Annotated in this window: 15 protein-coding genes and 1 other RNA gene; 10 read left to right on the top strand and 6 right to left on the bottom strand. The window is 64.9% G+C overall.

The window, feature by feature from the left end; all coding sequences use genetic code 11:
• Nucleotides 1-46 precede the first annotated feature (46 nt).
• The 9 genes from pssA to EXR94_04475 all read left to right on the top strand — a co-directional run bounded on the left by pssA (nucleotide 47) and on the right by EXR94_04475 (nucleotide 10142).
• On the top strand, nucleotides 47-892 hold the full coding sequence (gene pssA / locus EXR94_04515) for a CDP-diacylglycerol--serine O-phosphatidyltransferase (GenBank protein ID MSR01990.1): 846 nt from the start codon (nucleotides 47-49) through the stop codon (nucleotides 890-892).
• Nucleotides 889-1140, top strand: coding sequence for a phosphoribosylformylglycinamidine synthase subunit PurS (gene purS, locus EXR94_04510; GenBank protein ID MSR01989.1), 252 nt, complete (start codon nucleotides 889-891; stop codon nucleotides 1138-1140). The genes pssA and purS overlap by 4 nt, the downstream gene beginning before the upstream one ends.
• Entirely contained in the window at nucleotides 1140-1841 is a 702-nt protein-coding gene (gene purQ / locus EXR94_04505) for a phosphoribosylformylglycinamidine synthase subunit PurQ (GenBank protein ID MSR01988.1), read from the top strand. Before purS ends, purQ begins: the two co-directional genes overlap by 1 nt.
• 143 nt (nucleotides 1842-1984) lie before the next feature.
• Entirely contained in the window at nucleotides 1985-2173 is a 189-nt protein-coding gene (locus EXR94_04500) for a hypothetical protein (protein MSR01987.1), read from the top strand.
• 113 nt (nucleotides 2174-2286) lie between these two features.
• Entirely contained in the window at nucleotides 2287-4446 is a 2160-nt protein-coding gene (gene purL, locus EXR94_04495; protein ID MSR01986.1) for a phosphoribosylformylglycinamidine synthase subunit PurL, read from the top strand.
• 2 nt (nucleotides 4447-4448) lie between these two features.
• Complete coding sequence (locus EXR94_04490; protein MSR01985.1) at nucleotides 4449-5846, top strand: amidophosphoribosyltransferase; 1398 nt, start codon at nucleotides 4449-4451, stop codon at nucleotides 5844-5846.
• Complete coding sequence (locus tag EXR94_04485) at nucleotides 5846-8509, top strand: pyruvate, phosphate dikinase (protein ID MSR01984.1); 2664 nt, start codon at nucleotides 5846-5848, stop codon at nucleotides 8507-8509. Before EXR94_04490 ends, EXR94_04485 begins: the two co-directional genes overlap by 1 nt.
• A 26-nt stretch (nucleotides 8510-8535) precedes the next feature.
• Nucleotides 8536-9006 carry a 5-(carboxyamino)imidazole ribonucleotide mutase gene (purE, locus tag EXR94_04480; GenBank protein MSR01983.1) on the top strand — a complete coding sequence of 157 codons (471 nt, stop codon included), beginning with the start codon at nucleotides 8536-8538 and terminating at the stop codon, nucleotides 9004-9006.
• Nucleotides 9003-10142 carry a 5-(carboxyamino)imidazole ribonucleotide synthase gene (locus EXR94_04475; protein MSR01982.1) on the top strand — a complete coding sequence of 380 codons (1140 nt, stop codon included), beginning with the start codon at nucleotides 9003-9005 and terminating at the stop codon, nucleotides 10140-10142. The genes purE and EXR94_04475 overlap by 4 nt, the downstream gene beginning before the upstream one ends.
• A gap of 134 nt (nucleotides 10143-10276) precedes the next feature.
• Here the strand turns inward: EXR94_04475 and ssrA are convergent.
• From ssrA to dusB, 4 genes are all read right to left on the bottom strand, one after another.
• Nucleotides 10277-10638, bottom strand: a transfer-messenger RNA (tmRNA) gene (gene ssrA, locus EXR94_04470).
• Nucleotides 10639-10726: 88 nt separating this feature from the next.
• Complete coding sequence (locus EXR94_04465; GenBank protein ID MSR01981.1) at nucleotides 10727-11653, bottom strand: hypothetical protein; 927 nt, start codon at nucleotides 11651-11653, stop codon at nucleotides 10727-10729.
• Nucleotides 11654-11656: 3 nt separating this feature from the next.
• Complete coding sequence (gene larB / locus EXR94_04460) at nucleotides 11657-12412, bottom strand: nickel pincer cofactor biosynthesis protein LarB (protein MSR01980.1); 756 nt, start codon at nucleotides 12410-12412, stop codon at nucleotides 11657-11659.
• The gene (gene dusB / locus EXR94_04455; protein ID MSR01979.1) at nucleotides 12409-13392 is read right to left on the bottom strand and encodes a tRNA dihydrouridine synthase DusB; all 984 of its coding nucleotides are present in this window, start codon (nucleotides 13390-13392) and stop codon (nucleotides 12409-12411) included. Before dusB ends, larB begins: the two co-directional genes overlap by 4 nt.
• A gap of 105 nt (nucleotides 13393-13497) precedes the next feature.
• Between dusB and EXR94_04450 the strand changes: the two genes are divergently transcribed.
• Nucleotides 13498-14040: a PTS sugar transporter subunit IIA gene (locus EXR94_04450; protein ID MSR01978.1), complete on the top strand. Its 543-nt coding sequence runs from the start codon at nucleotides 13498-13500 to the stop codon at nucleotides 14038-14040.
• Here the strand turns inward: EXR94_04450 and guaA are convergent.
• Nucleotides 13951-15501, bottom strand: coding sequence for a glutamine-hydrolyzing GMP synthase (guaA, locus tag EXR94_04445; GenBank protein MSR01977.1), 1551 nt, complete (start codon nucleotides 15499-15501; stop codon nucleotides 13951-13953). The genes EXR94_04450 and guaA overlap by 90 nt on opposite strands.
• A 6-nt stretch (nucleotides 15502-15507) precedes the next feature.
• On the bottom strand, nucleotides 15508-16737 hold the full coding sequence (gene lysA, locus EXR94_04440; protein MSR01976.1) for a diaminopimelate decarboxylase: 1230 nt from the start codon (nucleotides 16735-16737) through the stop codon (nucleotides 15508-15510).
• Nucleotides 16738-16822 lie beyond the last annotated feature (85 nt).

Raw genomic sequence — 16822 nt, 5'->3', positions numbered from 1 at the left:
GGATCGCTAATGAGCCGTTGAGGACCAACCAACCCGGGGTGGCCCTATGGTAGACGTACCGGTTGAAGAACGGCGGACCCGGCGCGGAATCCGCCGCGTGGTCGTCGTGGTGCCCAGTTTCTTCACGCTGGCCAATTTGTTCTTCGGGTTCTGGGCCATCGTCATGGCGACGAACGGCAACTTCAAATGGGCCGGTTTCTTTATCGTGTTTTCCGGGATCCTCGACATGTTCGACGGGCGGATTGCCCGGCTGTCGAACACTGGAAGCCGGTTTGGTGCCGAGTTGGATTCGCTGGTCGACATTGTGTCGTTCGGCGTCGCACCGGCGCTCGTGATGTATTACCTGGAATTTGCGACCGCGGGCAAGTTCGGGTGGGTGGTCTGTTACCTCTACGTGGTGGCGGCCGCTCTCCGGCTGGCCCGCTACAACGTGACCTCGCACGGCGCGCCCCACTCCAACTGGTTTACCGGGCTGCCGTCGCCGGCCGCGGGCATGACCCTCGCGGCATACTACCCGTTCAGCCAGTCCTCGTGGTACAAGACGTCGGTGGCGTACCTCGACCTCCAGCACGAGGGCCTCACCGTCCTGGTGCTCCTGTTGGCCGCGTTGATGGTCAGCAATGTGAAATACCCGCGGTGGCCGCGGATCGGACTCCGGTCGTTGTCCGGTGTGGTCGGGCTCCTCATCCACCTCGGCATCATCGCCGGCGCCATCATCTCGCCGGGATCATTCTTCTTCCCCTTGGGCCTGACCTACATGGTCGGCGGCATGCTCCGAAGTTCCGTCCTCAGTCTGCTCGAGCGGGGCCAGCCGCTCGCGGAGGGGCCGGACGCCCCTTTGAAGGCCCCGGTCCATTCCCTAACCGACCGGATTCGCCGGGAGGACCGATGAAGTTCCGTATCCATGTCCGGATCATGCCTCGCCGGGGCCTGCTTGACCCGCAAGGCCAGGCCGTCGAGCATGCCCTGAAGGCGCTCCAGTTCGACCAGGCCGCCAACGTCCACGTCGGCAAGGCGATTGAATTCGATCTCGAGGCACCCACCGCCGAGGCCGCCGCCGCGGACGCCAAGGCCATGTGCGACAAACTGCTCGCCAATCCCGTCACCGAAGACTTTCAAGTCAAGGTGGAGGTCGGCTGATGCGAGTTGCGATCATCCGGTTCCCCGGCAGCAACTGTGAGCCCGACGCCTATCGAGCCGTGGAACGCGAGGGCGGGGCGGCCTACTACGTCTTCCATCGGGAGACCGATCTTCACGATGCGGACGCGGTCATCATTCCGGGTGGTTTCAGCTACGGCGACTACCTCCGCGCGGGGGCCATCGCCCGCTTCAGTCCGATCATGGCCGCCATCGAGCGTCACGCGGCCGACGGCAAGCCGCTCGCCGGCATTTGCAACGGATTCCAAGTGCTCTGCGAGGCCGGCCTCCTCCCGGGCGCCCTGATGCGCAATGCCGGCCTCCAGTTCCTCTCGCGGCCGGTGGACCTCCGGGTGGAGCGGCGGCGGACGCCGTTCACCGCCGGGTATCGCGAGCATGAAATCATCCGGATTCCGATCGGCCACGGCGATGGCCGCTATGCCGCCTCGGAGGATGTTTTGGCCACTCTCGAGTCGGAAGGTCGGGTCGTTTTTCGGTACGTCAACACCGGGATGCCGGACAGCCCGGCCAACCCGAACGGCGCCATGGGAGACATCGCCGCGATCTCGAATCGGGACGGCAATGTTGTCGGCATGATGCCGCACCCTGAGCGCCTCGCCGATCCGTTGCTCGGGAGTACCGCCGGCACCCGAGTCTTCAGTTCCTTGGTTCGTTGGAAGCGGCCCTTGGCCGCTCATGTTTAGCCTTAGCCCAAAGCACTGCCATGACTGAGAAACCGAGTCAGAACGAGGACGAGTACTTCGCCCTTCGCGACGCCGAGCTGACCAAGAAACAGCGGATGGCCCAGGACCGGGCCGCCGGCGACTCCGAGAAGCGAAGCCATCACATGCGGTGCCCGAAATGCGGCGGGCACCTCGTCACCACCGACCTCCACGGCGTGCAGATCGACCAATGCCCCGACTGCCTCGGGATCTGGTTCGACGCCGGGGAACTCGATGTGGCCACGAAGCACCGTGACCCCGGGTTCATGGGCAAGGTATTCGGCGACCTCTTTTCGAGTCTCAAGAAGACGTGACGTCGGTGACCACGCCTCCGGCCGCCAACCCATTTCCCGGGGAGCCTCCGGTCACCGAGGCGTTGGTGCGCGAGCATAAGCTGAACGAGCGCGAGTACGCCGCAATTCTGGCCATGCTGGGCCGGACTCCGACCATGACGGAACTCGGTGTTTTCAGTGCCCTCTGGTCGGAGCACTGCTCGTACAAGCATACCAAGCCCGTGCTCCGGACCTTCCCGACCGACGGGCCGCAGGTCGTCCAAGGCCCGGGCGAAAATGCCGGGGTCCTCCGGCTGCCGGATGGGTGGGCGGTTGCCTTCAAGATCGAGTCGCACAACCACCCCTCGGCCGTCGAACCGTACCAGGGCGCGGCCACCGGCGTCGGCGGCATCCTTCGCGACGTCTTTACCATGGGCGCCCGCCCGGTGGCGGTCCTCAACAGCCTGCGGTTCGGCCCCTTGGATGACCCCCGCAACCGCTATCTGTTTGCGGGGGTCGTCAAGGGGGTCGGCGACTACGGCAACTGCGTCGGGGTTCCGACGTTAGGCGGCGAGGTCACCTTCGCGCCGGGTTATAGCGGCAACCCGCTCGTCAACGCCATGTGCGTCGGGATCCTCCGCGAAGCCGACCTGATCACCGCGCGGGCCGAGGGCGTCGGCAACATTCTGATGACCGTCGGCGCCCGGACCGGGCGGGATGGGATCCACGGGGCGAGTTTTGCTTCCGAGGACTTGTCGGCGGAAAGCGAAGCCCGCCGTCCCCAAGTCCAGGTCGGCGACCCGTTCACGGAGAAGCTCCTGCTCGAGGCCAGCCTCGAGTTGATTACCTCCCGAACCATCGTCGCGATCCAGGACATGGGGGCGGCCGGCCTGACCAGTTCGTCGTCGGAGATGGCCGCCCGCGGCGGCGTCGGGGTCGAGCTCGACACCAGCCGCGTCCCGCTTCGCGAAGCGGGGATGACGCCCTACGAAATTCTGCTCTCGGAGTCACAAGAGCGGATGCTGCTCGTCGTGGAGCCCCACCGGGTCGGCGAGGTCCAGGCCATTTGCGCCAAATGGGAACTCAACGGAACGGCCATCGGCACGATCACGGATGACGGCCTGTTCCGGGTCGTGCACGACGGCATCACGGTCGCGGCTATACCAGGTGAGCGCTTGGTCAACGGGATGCCGATGTACCACCCGGAGGCCGTCGAGTCGCCCGACGCGATTGCGCGGCGGGCCGCCGAGCCGTCGGCCCCCCCGAAGGTCGACCTGACCGGGGCCCTGTCGGTTCTGCTCGACGACCCGACCATTGCGAGCAAGCGGTGGGTGTTCGACCAGTACGATTCCACGATCCAGGCCAACACCGTGCTTGGCCCCGGTGGCGACGCCGGCGTGTTCCTGGTTCAGGGCACCACATTCGGCCTGGCCGTATCGGTCGATTGCCCCAACCGCTACGTCGCGCTCGACCCGTATGAAGGCGGCAAGATGACCGTCGCGGAAGCGGCCCGAAACGTGGCATGTACCGGCGCCGTTCCGCTCGGGATTACCAACTGCCTCAATTTCGGAAACCCGGACAAACCGGACATCTTTTTCCAATTCAAAGAAGCGGTCCGGGGTATGGGAGACGCATGCCGCGTCTTCAATACGCCGGTCACCGGCGGCAACGTGTCGCTGTACAACGAGAGCCCCACCGGCGCCATCGACCCCACTCCGACCGTCGGGCTCGTCGGACTGCTCCAGGACGTCACGACTCGGATCCCGAGTGGGTTCCAGCATACCGGCGATTTGGTCGGACTCCTCGGCTCGACCGCCGGGCACCTGGGCGGGTCGATGTACTGGTGGCTGGTTCGGGACTTCCTTGGCGGCCCGCCCCCGCCCTGCGATCTGGCCGCAGAACGGAACCTGCAGCGATTCTTGGCGGCGGCCGCCACGGCGCGGCTCCTCCGGTCGGCCCATGATTGCGCCGACGGCGGCTTGGCGGTGGCGGTCGCCGAATGTTGCCTGGGCGCTCCGCACGGCCACGGCACCTTGGGCGCCGGAATTCACCTCGAACAACGTCCGGGTCTCGAGGCGGACGCTCTGTTGTTCGGCGAGGATGGCGCCCGGGCGGTCATCTCGTTCGACCCCGGCATGGTCGACCCCCTTCGGGCCTTGGCCCAGGAACACGGCGTGCCATTTGCCGTAGCCGGAAGTGTCGGGGCCGCGGGGGGGGACCTCCGGATCACCGTCGGCACCCTATCCATGGTGTGGCAGACCGGCGACCTCCGCCGGACCTACTTCACCGCTATTCCACGACGAATGTCGGCCTAACTATGTGCGGAGTCATCGGGGTATCGAACGTGCCGGACGCGGCTCGCGTCGCGTATCTCGGCCTCTACGCTCTTCAGCACCGAGGCCAGGAAAGCGCCGGCATCGTCACGGTCGACGACAGCGGCGTTCCGCACTTGGTCCGTGGCATGGGCCTCGTCGGCGACATTTTCCGGGCACCAGAGATCACCGAACTCGACGGCGATGTTGCCGTCGGCCATACCCGCTATTCCACAGCCGGTTCGTCGGTGCTGGCCAACGCGCAGCCCTGCGTCGCCAATTACCACGGAGGGCCGCTGGCCCTCGCGCACAATGGAAACCTCACCAATGCGCCCGCCGTCAAACGGGAGTTGGTTGATAAGGGCGCCATCTTCCAGTCCTCCTCAGACTCCGAGGTGATCGTCCATCTGATCGCCCGGTCGCGGGCGACGACGCCGGAGGCCCAGATCCGGGAGGCGTTGGGCAAGATCGAAGGCGCCTATAGCCTCGTCATTGCCGTCGGCCGGACCTTGTATTGCGCTGTCGACCCCTTTGGGTTTCGGCCCCTGGCGGTGGGTCGGATCGGCCAGGGCGTCGTCGTGGCTTCGGAAACCTGCGCCCTCGACCTGGTCGGCGCGACCCTGATCCGGGAACTTGGCCCGGGGGACTTTCTCGAGATTATCGACGGCATGGTGCGGGACCTACCGAAACTCGAGTGCGCCCCGGCGCCGATGCGGTGCATTTTCGAGTTGGTCTACTTTGCCCGGCCCGATAGCACCGTCTTCGGCGAGTCGGTGGACCGGGTCCGGCGGGAACTGGGGCGGCAGCTGGCCCGGGAACACCCCGCCCCCGGCGCCGACGTGGTATTCAGCGTTCCCGACAGCGCCAACATGATGGCACTCGGGTTTGCAGATGAGTCCGGCCTCAAGCTGGAGCATGGCCTGATCCGGAACCACTACGTGGGCCGGACCTTCATCAATCCGACCCAAGCCCTCCGCGTCGCCAAGGTCAAGATCAAGTTCAACCCGGTCCGCCACGTGATCGCCGGCCGGTCCGTCGTCGTCGTGGATGACAGCTTGGTCCGGGGAACCACGAGTAAGGGACTGGTCCAGATGATCCGAGGGGCGGGGGCTCGGGAGGTGCACCTCCGACTGAGTTCACCGCCGATCACCGGACCGTGCCACTACGGGATCGACACGCCGAACCGAGACGAGCTGATTGCTGCCAATCACTCGATCGAGGAGATTGCGACATACCTTGGCGTCGACTCGCTCGGATATCTCTCCTTGGCCGGCATGGTTCAGGCTGCGGGCACCCGGAACAGCTTCTGCCACGCCTGCTTTTCCGGGCAATATCCGATTCAGCCGACCACCCCACCGGTCGAAATGCACCATCAGCCGCCCTTCGTCGAGAGCGCGCCGTGATCGACAGCCAGACGCAACCCCTCGTCTATTTTTTCGGTCAGGGCCGGGCGGACGGGACGTCCGCCATGAAGGAAACGTTGGGTGGCAAAGGCGCCGGCCTAGCCGAGATGACCAATCTCGGCATCCCGGTCCCGCCCGGATTCACCATTGCCTCAACAGTATGCGGAACCTATCTGGCCATGCACCAGTTCCCGCCTCGGCTCAAGGCCCAAGTCGAGGCGTCGCTGCTGCGAGTCGAAGCCGCCACCGGCAAGCAATTCGGCGCCGCCGACAACCCGCTGCTCGTCTCGGTCCGGTCCGGTGCGGCGCTCTCGATGCCGGGCATGATGGAAACCATTCTCAACCTTGGCTTGAACGACGACACCGTTAAGGGACTCGAGAAGCTGAGCGGAAATCCAGGCTTTGCCTGGGACTCCTACCGCCGTTTCGTCCAGATGTATGGCGGGGTCGTCTTCGAGGTGCCGAAGAAGCGGTTTGAGGAACGCCTGGAGGCCCGGAAGCACCGCCTTGGCGTGGCCCGCGACATCGACCTGCCGGTGGCAGAATTCCAGGCCCTGGTCCGCGAATACAAGGCGCTGATCGAGGCCGACACCGGCAAACCCTTTCCGGAAAACCCGATCGATCAGTTGTGGGGGGCGATCGAGGCCGTGTTCGAGAGCTGGAACACCCGGCGGGCCATCGACTATCGCAAGCTTCACGACATTCCCAACAGCCTGGGAACGGCCGTGAACATCGTGGCCATGGTGTTCGGCAACATGGGAGAGGACTGCGGGACCGGGGTTGCGTTTACCCGGGATCCCTCAACCGGGGAGAACATGCTCTACGGCGAGTTCTTGATGAACGCCCAAGGCGAGGATGTCGTCTCCGGCACCCGGACTCCGGAACACATCGAGGCACTGAAGGACCGGATGCCCCACGTGTTCGGCGAGCTCGAACGGGTTGCCCGGACCCTCGAGCGGCATTTTCGAGACGTCCAGGATCTCGAGTTCACGATCGAGCGCGGCCAACTCTACATGCTGCAGACCCGGCGGGGGCAGCGATCCGGCCAAGCGGCGGTCCGGATCGCCGTCGAGATGGTGGCGGAGGGGTCGATTTCCGAAGAGGAAGCCGTGGCCCGGATTCCTCCCAATGACCTCAATCAGCTCCTCCACCAGGCCATCGACGCCAACGCGCCCATCGATTACTTGACCACCGGGCTCCCGGCCTCGCCCGGGGCCGCCAGCGGGACCGTCGTCTTCAGTGCCGACCGGGCCGAGGAGTTAGGCAAGAAGGGCAACGCCGTCATCCTGGTTCGGCGGGAAACCAGCCCCGAGGATTTCCACGGCATGGTCACCGCCCGGGCCATTTTGACCGCCCGGGGCGGGATGACGTCTCACGCGGCCGTCGTGGCCCGAGGCATGGGCAAGCCCTGTGTTGCGGGGGCCCAGGAGATCGAGGTCGATGAGGCGGCCGGCCAGTTTACGGTCCTCGGCCGGGCGATCGCCGAAGGCGACTGGATCACCGTCGACGGGAGCACGGGCAAAGTCTTCGGCGGACAGTCCAAACTGGTCGCACCCCTGCTCAGCGAGCACTTCACCAAACTGATGGGCTGGGCCGACGGCATGCGTCACCTCCGGATCCGCGTCAACGCCGACACCCCGGCCGACTCGCACCGGGGCCGCGACTTCGGAGCCGAAGGAATTGGCCTCTGCCGGACCGAGCACATGTTCTTCGAGGGCGAACGGTTGCCCGTGATGCGCGAAATGATTCTGGCGGAGGACGAAGCCGGCCGGAAGAAAGCGCTGGCCCGGCTCCTGCCCATGCAGCGGGCGGACTTCGAAGGCATCTTCCGGGCGATGGAGGGGTACCCCGTCACGATCCGCCTCCTCGATCCGCCGCTCCACGAGTTCTTGCCCAAGGCGGCGAAGGAGATCGCCGAGTTGGCCGGGCAGATGGGTAAGACCGTCAAAGACGTCCAGCGAATCATCGACAACCTGAGCGAGGTCAACCCGATGCTCGGGCTCCGCGGGTGCCGGCTCGGTATCATGTACCCGGAAATTACCGCGATGCAGGCCCGCGCCATTTTCGAGGCCGCCTGCACCGTGGCGGAACGGAAGGGCCGGGTCCAACCCGAGGTCATGATCCCTCTGGTGGCCCACGTGATCGAATTCCGGAAACAAGCGCTGATTGTCCGGCAGGTGGCCGAGGAAGTGTTCCGGGAACGACAGATCACGGTGCCCTACTTGTTAGGCACCATGATCGAGTTGCCCCGAGCGGCCCTCACGGCCGATGAAATTGCCCGGGAGGCCCAGTTCTTCTCCTTCGGCACCAACGACCTGACCCAGACCACCTGGGGCCTGTCCCGGGACGATGCCGGGGTGTTCCTCCCATCATACGTCGAACGGAACATCATCGAAGCCGACCCCTTCCAGGAACTCGATATCGCCGGGGTCGGCAAACTGATCAGTATGGCCGTGCAATTAGGCCGCGGCACTCGGCAGGATCTCAAGATCGGGATCTGCGGCGAGCACGGCGGCGAGCCGAAGACGATTACCTTCTGCGAGGCTCAAAAGATGAACTATGTCTCCTGTTCGCCGTTTCGGGTCCCGATCGCCCGCCTCGCGGCGGCCCAAGCCGCACTGGCGGAGCGCGGCACGATGGATCGCACCCGGGGTACCCTGTGAGCCGCTCCCCATTGGTCGGTATCGTGATGGGATCGGCCTCGGACTGGGACACCCTCCGGCACGCCGCCAAGCGCCTCGATGACTTCGGCGTCCCGCACGAAACCCGGGTCGTTTCCGCCCATCGCACCCCTGACCTGCTGTTCCAGTATGCGTCCGAAGCGCTCGGTCGCGGCTTGCATTGCATTATCGCCGGGGCCGGCGGAGCCGCCCATCTTCCCGGCATGCTCGCGGCCAAAACCATTGTTCCGGTCCTCGGCGTCCCGGTTCCGAGCACGTACCTTCAGGGGCTCGATTCGTTGCTCTCGATCGTCCAGATGCCGGCCGGGATCCCGGTCGCGACCTTTGCGATCGGCGAGCCGGGGGCCCACAATGCCGGCCTGTATGCCGTCGCCATGCTGGCGCGGCACGATCAAGCCCTGGCCACCCGGCTCGAGACGTTTCGGAAGGCCCAAGAAGCCAACGTTCTGGCCGCCACCCTCCCGCCGCCCTCGCTATGATCCCGCCGGGGCAAACCCTCGGCCTGGTGGGTGGCGGTCAGCTCGGCCGGATGTTCACGCTGCGAGCCCGGGAGATGGGCTACGAGGTGGTCGTCCTCGAGCCCGATCCGTTGTCCCCGGCAGGCGCCGTCGCCACCCGCCATATCCGCTCGGCGTACGACGACCGAGCCGCGCTCGAGGATCTGGCCCGCTCCGCGGCGGCGGTGACCACCGAGTTCGAGAACGTGCCGGCGGCAGCCCTCGAATATCTCAGCACTCACACCGTGTGCCGCCCCTCGGCCGCCGCCGTTGCCATCTGCCAGGACCGGATTACCGAGAAGACATTCCTTCGATCGGCCGGCCTCGCCACCGCTGATTTTGAGGCGGTCGAATCGATCGCCGACCTTCGCCGAGCCTGGGATCGAATCGGGGCGCCGGCAGTGCTGAAGACCAGCCGGCTCGGGTACGACGGCAAAGGGCAAGCGGTCGTCACTCGGTATGACGAGACCGAAGCGGCGTTCGAACGGTTCCGACAGGTCCCCTGCGTCCTCGAACGCCGGTTGGCCCTCGCATCCGAGATCTCCGTCGTCCTGGCTCGGGGCCAGGACGGCTCCGTGGCGCCGTTCCCGGTGGGCGAGAATGTTCACGTCGGCGGCATCCTCCACACGACCGTCGTGCCGGCCCTCGTGGCACCCGAACTCGCCACCGAGGCGGTCCACACGGCAATGGCCGTCGCGAATCGGCTCAACTACGTCGGGGTCCTGGGCGTCGAGATGTTCGTCGCGGAGGGGGGCCGGATCTTCGTCAACGAATTGGCCCCCCGGCCCCACAACTCCGGACACTACACGATGGACGCCTGCGGAGTGGACCAATTCGAGCAACAGGTCCGCTGCCTGGCCGGCCTGCCGCTAGGCGAACCCCGGCTCCTGTCGCCGATCTGCATGGTCAATCTCTTGGGCGACCGCTGGGCCGGCGGCGAACCCAATTGGGCCGCCGCACTCGCCATCCCCGGGGTTCGGCTCCACCTCTATGGTAAAAAGGAGGCCCGGCTCGGCCGCAAAATGGGACACCTCAATTGCCTCGCCCGGTCTCCGGGTGAAGCGCTCGACGTGGCTCGGCAGGCGTTCGCAGTGCTGAACAAATCGGTCATATCCTAGATGTACAAACAACTGCGGTAACAAGACTTGGGATCAGATAAGCTCATTTGTCTGAATTACCTTGGAACATGACGAAGCCGATGTGGGCAGAAAACAAAGGACCGGACTTCCCGAGGGAAGGCCGGTCCTTTATCCAATGGAGGCGCAGGGAATCGAACCCTGGTCCGAATCAGCATCCAGCAAAGCCACTACGTGCGTAGGCCGATCTTCGTGCGCTAGTCCGACGCCGGCTACCGGCCATCCTTCGTCGAGCCGAGCCCTCGTTTTCTTACTCGGGACGTGAGGACGCCGCCACGAGCCAGCCTGAATTTGCGGTCCGGTTGAGGCGCCCCAGGCAGGCTCCCTTCTCCGGTGGTGCGGTAAGCGAGCTTAGCTCAGCTTACGCAGCCAATGCCAAGTTAGAGTTGGCAGATAAAATTTTCCAAGTGTTTTACCAGGGCCTGGTCCTGGGCACGCGTCTCCACATTCTCCTGACCCGTCGAAGCCAGTCGCCCCCCGGGTGCATCCATCATAACGACCCGCCCCCGGCTTGACAAGAGGATCGGCCCGGCTACCAAGCGCCTAACTCATTGCTCCTCAACGGCTTACGCCTGAGGATTGCCGCCGAGCCACCCCCGCTTCCGAAACCACAAGGCGATGGCGACGCAGACCCCAGCCATGAGGGCTAAAATCGCTGGGTACCCCCACCAGCGCTCCAATCCAGGCATGAAGCGGAAGTTCATCCCATAAACACCCACGATGAACGTCAGGGGCAGGAAGAATGCCGAGAACACGGTCAGGACCCGCATCACTTCATTGGTTCGATGGCTCGAGAGCGCCACGTGGATGCTGATCAGGTTGTTGATCTCCTCCAGCAGCTGGTCGGCGTAGAAGTAGTAGCTCTCGGCGTTCTCCTTGACATCCTGAAACACGGCGCCGGTCCGCTCCTGGGGCGGGACCAACCGTTGGACCACCGTATTGGTTTGCCACAGCACCCGCTTGATAACATTGACTCGTCGCTTCAAGTTGTGGATCGCCGTGAGATTCGGCGAGCGCTTGGTCTCATCGAGGACCGCATCCTCGAACTCGCCCGCCACGACCTCCGCCTGGTCGAGCGGGGCGTCGAAGGAATCCAGGGCGCCATTGAACAGGGCGCCGAGCACGGCGGTTTCCGTGCACAGATCCTTGACGTCGGCCCCAAATCGGGTCCGCGCCGCCTGAACCACGGCGAGATCGGCTCGATGAACGGTTACCACGAGGCCCGCCCGGTAGAACACGGCGATTTTTCGGGTGGTCTCCTGCACGCTCGATGCCTCGGGAGAGCACCCGGCATCGAACACCCGCAAGATCACGAAGGTCGTGTCGCCGATCCGCTCATGCTTGGGCAAACGCCACGGGTCGAGGCAATCCTCAACCGACGTGTGGTGAAAACCGAACTCGGTAGCCAAGGCCGACAACTCGGCCCGGTCCGGGGCCACCAGGTCGATCCAGGTGAAACTCGGTGCGCCGGTATGAACCACCGTCTGGCGCATGGGTTATTCCTTTCGGGCCAAGCGAAGGATCCTTGCGGCGGCCGCGGCGGCCCCAAAGCCATTGTCGATATTGACGACCGTCACGCCTTCCGCACAGGAGTTGAGCATGCCAAGCAAGGCGGCGAGCCCGTTGAACGAGGCGCCATACCCGACGCTCGTGGGTACCGCAATCACCGGCTGGCCCACCAAGCCTCCGACGACACTGGGCAAGGCACCCTCCATCCCGGCCACGACGATGACGACGTCGGCCCGGTCGATCTCCGGCCTGGCCGACAAGATGCGGTGGAGACCGGCAACCCCCGCGTCAAATACCCGGGTCACCACGGCGCCGAAGGCTTCCGCAACTACAGCGGCTTCCTCGGCCACGGGGATGTCGCTCGTCCCGGCCGTGACCACGGCGACCGTGCCCAAGATCGGCACTGGAGTTGCCGGGGCGAGCCATGCGGTTCGACCTTCAAGATGCAGCCTGACGCCGGGGAATCGGTCGGCGAGGGCCCGCGCCTGTTCGCCGGTAACCCTGGTGCAGAGGAAAGAACCGCTGACCGCTTCCAATCGTTCAGTGATGGCGATCAGCTGAGCCACGGTCTTGTGGCTGGCCAGCACCACCTCAGGATGGCCGTACCGGAGGCTTCGGTGATGGTCCACCTTGGCCAGGCCGATGTCCTCTCCGGGAAAATGGCGGAGCCGCTCCAGCGCGTCGGAAACGCTGAGCGAACCATCCGCAACCGAGGCGAGCCACTCGGCGAGTTGCGCCTTCACACTGAGACCGGTCGGGTCTCGAGATAGTCTTGAAAGATGGCCTGGGCCGCCGTCATCGTCTCGACCTGGAAGAGCTTTTCCCGGAGCGCGCTGGCCTGCGGTAACCCCTTGGCGTACCAGCCGAGGTGTTTGCGGAACTCGATCACGGTCTTGCGGTGGTCGCCCTGCAACCGGAGGGCGAGCGCCGCGTGTTCAAGCGCCACGGCAAACCGTTCTTGCGGACCCGGATGGGGCGGCCGGTGGGTGCCGTCGAGAAGAGCCCGGCTTTCCCGAAAGATCCACGGGTTCCCGAAAGACCCTCGGCCGATCATCACCCCGGCGCATCCGGTATGGACCCGCATCCGGATCACGTCTTCAGGCGTTTCGATATCGCCGTTCCCGATGACCGGGATGTCGAGCGCCTCCACCACCTTGGCGATCTCATCCCAGCTCGCCTTCCCGGTAAACATCTGGGTCCGGGTCCGCGCGTGAAGGGTGAACGCTTTGGCGCCGGCATCCTGCATCCGAAGGGCGATGTCCACCGGGCTCCTGGTATCCTCGCTCCATCCGCTCCGGGTTTTAACCGTCACCGGCAGGTGGGTGGCCGCGACCACGGCCCGGATGATCTGGCTCACGAGGTTGAGGTCGCGGAGACAGCCCGAGCCGCCGTTCCGCTGCACGACCTTCTTGACCGGACAGCCGAAATTGATGTCAATGAACGTCGGGTGGTATACGTCGGTGACGATGGCGGCCGCCCGGCCCATGGCCTCGGCATCCGCACCGTAGATCTGGACGCCGAGCGGCCGTTCCGATTCGCCGAACTCGCATCCTTCAAGGGTCTTTTGAATGCCCCGCCGGATGGCTTCGGCAGCCAGGAACTCAGTCATCAGCACGTCGGCCCCGAGGCTCCGACATATTTGCCGGAACGGCCCCTCCGACACCCCGGCCATCGGGGCCAGAATGAGGGGGATTTCGATTCCGGGGGCATACGGTAACCGCATACCCGAAAGCTACTTGCAGAACCCTAGAGAGGCCAACCCCGCAAGTTAAAGCCGTCGCGAATCCCGTTTGAGTTTTCCAGAGGAGCGCCGTAAACTTCCCGCCCTATCCAGCTTCGCGATTACTTCGACCCGGGGTCAATTGACCTGGAACTCACGGGCGCAACCAAGGACGAGGTCTTTGCCGAGATGGTCCGGCTTCTCCGGGTCGATGACTGCGCCCAGCATACATTGCTCCGCCTGATCCAGCGGCGAGAGCAACTTGGTTCGACGGGGATTGGGCGGGGAGTGGCGGTGCCGCATTGCCGATCATTGGCCGTGAGCCGGCTCCGGCTCGCCTTTGGACGGCTCCGGACCGGAATCGAGTACGACGCCATCGACCGCCGACCAGTGACCAGCCTCTTCTTGATCGCGGCACCACCGACGGAAGTGACCAACCAATACTTGGCGGTACTCGCGCAGATCGCCCAATTGGTCAAGGAACCCGACCCGCCCGACCGATTGGCGCGTCTGGAAACGGTCGATCATTTTTCCGGCTACTCGATCAACGAGCCGGATGAATCACTCCCACTCAATCGTGGCCGGCGGCTTCGAGCTGACATCGTAGACGACCCGATTGACCCCCCGCACCTCATTGGCGATCCGATTTGACATCAGTCCCATAACCTCGGGCGGAAACGGGTACCAGTCGGCCGTCATCCCGTCCCGGCTGGTGACCGCCCGGAGGGCGATGACTTGATCGTAGGTCCGGCCGTCGCCCATGACGCCCACCGAACGAATCGGCAGCAGGACCGCGAACGCCTGCCAGATCTCGTCGTACAACCCCGCCGACCGGATCTCCTCCAAGTAAATCGCATCGGCTTTGCGGAGGGTCTCGAGTGACTCCCGGGTGATGTCACCGAGAATCCGGATGGCGAGTCCGGGACCCGGGAACGGGTGACGTCCGACGATCTCCTCGGGGAGGCCGAGGTCGCGGCCAACCGCCCGGACCTCGTCCTTGAAGAGTTCGCGAAGGGGTTCGATCAGCTTGAAAGGCAATCGCTCCGGCAGGCCCCCGACATTGTGGTGGGTCTTGATGGTGACCGACGGCCCGCCCCGAGGCGAGAACGACTCGATCACATCGGGATAGAGGGTGCCCTGCACCAAGAAACCCACATCGTCGCCCACGACTTTGGCCGCGGCTTCGAACACATCGATGAAGGTATGTCCAATGATCGTCCGCTTCCGCTCCGGATCGGTGACCCCGGCGAGGAGGCTGAGGAACTGATCGCTGGCATCGACCACCCTGAGATCGATTCCGAGGTGCCGGCGAAACGTCACCTCGACCTGCTCCCGCTCATGGAGCCTGAGCAGGCCGTGATCGACGAAGATGCAGGTGAGCCGGTTCCCCACGGCGCGGTGCACCAGGGCCGCTGCCACGGCGGAGTCGACCCCACCGGACAAGCCGCAAATGACCCGGGTCGTCGGACCAACCTGGGCCTGGATCTTGGCGATTTCCGTTTCAATGAAGTGCGCGGGCGTCCAATCCGCCACGGCACCGCACACATCGAACAAGAACGCGTTGATGATTTCCCCGCCCCGAACGGTGTGAGCGACCTCGGGATGAAACTGGACCGCCATCAGGGGCAACGTCTCGTGCTCGATCCCCGCGATCGGGCAGTTTTCGCTCGAGGCGGTGACACGGTAGCCGGGCGGTACGTTCTCGACCCGGTCGCCGTGACTCATCCAGACCGTTGTCGTCTCGCCCGAATCGAAGCCCCGGAACAGCCGGCCCCCGCGAACCGACACTTGGGCCCGCCCATACTCGCGCCGGCCGGCGGCCACCACCGTACCCCCCGCCATCTGGGCCACGAGGTACATCCCGTAGCACAGACCGAGGACCGGTACGCCGAGGTTCAGCAACTCAGCGGGCGCGGTGGGTGCTCCTTCGTCATAGACCGAGTTCGGCCCCCCGGACAAAATGATGCCTGTCGGACCCCACTCCCGGATCCACTCGAGCGATCGGGTCGGCGGGTGGATCTCGCAGTAGACATGCGCCTCACGAACTCGTCGGGCAATGAGTTGCGTGAACTGAGAGCCGTAGTCGATGATCAGGATAGCGTTCTTGGTCACAGGCTTTCAGCGGTGGAAGGGATCGTCGGTTTCGCCCCGGAGCAAGTCCTCCAGGGTCTCCCGAACGCGGGTGACTCCATAACGTCCGCGATCAATGAGGACTTCGGGCGCCCGGAGTCTGCTATTGTAGTTCGAGGCCATGACCGACCCGTAGGCGCCGGCACAGAGAATGGCCAGATGATCGCCGGTTTCGACACCGGGGAGCGGCCGGTCCAACGCCAAGAAGTCGCCCGTTTCGCAGACCGGGCCGACGATATCGACCGTCTGAACCGGCCGGCCTCGAGCCACCACCTCGGTGATCTCGTGGTAGGCGTGGTAGTGACTGGGGCGAACCAGATCGGTCATCGAGGCATCGACCACCACGAAGTCCTTGCCGCCCGAGCGCTTCCGATAGAGCACTTTGGTCAACAGCACGCCGGCGCTGCCGGTCACAAAACGGCCCGGCTCGAGATGGAGCGTCAGGCCCCGCCCCGCAATGATCGGCGTCAACACTTCAGACAATTGGCGAGGCTTGAGGGGTGTTTCGTCCCGGTAGCGAATCCCGAGTCCGCCTCCGACATCGACTGCTTCAATCGAGCGAATCCCGAGGGCCGCGATGTCGTCGATCAACCTGATGAGCTTGGTTGCCCCATCGGCAAACGGGGCTGGATCGAGCAACTGGCTCCCGAGGTGCATGGCAAGGCTGACCAGCGTGAACCGGGGATTGCCGGCAATCCGGCGCGCCAGCCCAAGAACCTGCTCAGTGGGAACCCCGAATTTGTTGCCACCTGCTCCCGTGGTGATATACGGGTGGGCATCGGCCGCGACATCCGGATTGACCCGGATCCCGAGCCGAATCGGATAGTCCACCGACCGCCGACCGACAATGCGTTCGAGGGCCGTCAGTTCTTCCCCCGACTCGATGTTGATACCGCCGATCCGGCAACTGATGGCCGCTTCCAGTTCGGCGTCGGTCTTCCCGACCCCGCTAAAGACGACCCGCTTCGGATCGAAGCCAACCCGGGTGACCAGCCGGAGCTCTCCACCGGACACGATGTCGGCTCCGGCGCCGAGATCCTTGAGAATCTTGAGCACGGCCAGACTGCTGTTCGACTTGACGGCGAAGTGAACCTGGTGCGGGGTCCCGGCAAATGCCGAGGCGATGGCCTGGTACTGCTCGCGAATCGCTCCGCCGTTGTAGACGTACGCCGGCGATCCGACATCCCGGAGGACCGCCTCGAGGGACACCCCGCCCATCCGCAGCAGTCCATCGGGTCCCCGCTCGAGCCCCGCATCGCGAAACAACTCGCGCGGATCGACCGCAGAGCCCCCGGGGCCTACC

The organism is Gemmatimonadota bacterium, from assembly GCA_009692115.1.
Taxonomy (GTDB): domain Bacteria; phylum Gemmatimonadota; class Gemmatimonadetes; order Gemmatimonadales; family GWC2-71-9; genus SHZU01.
This window is presented reverse-complemented; position numbering and strand designations above follow the sequence as displayed.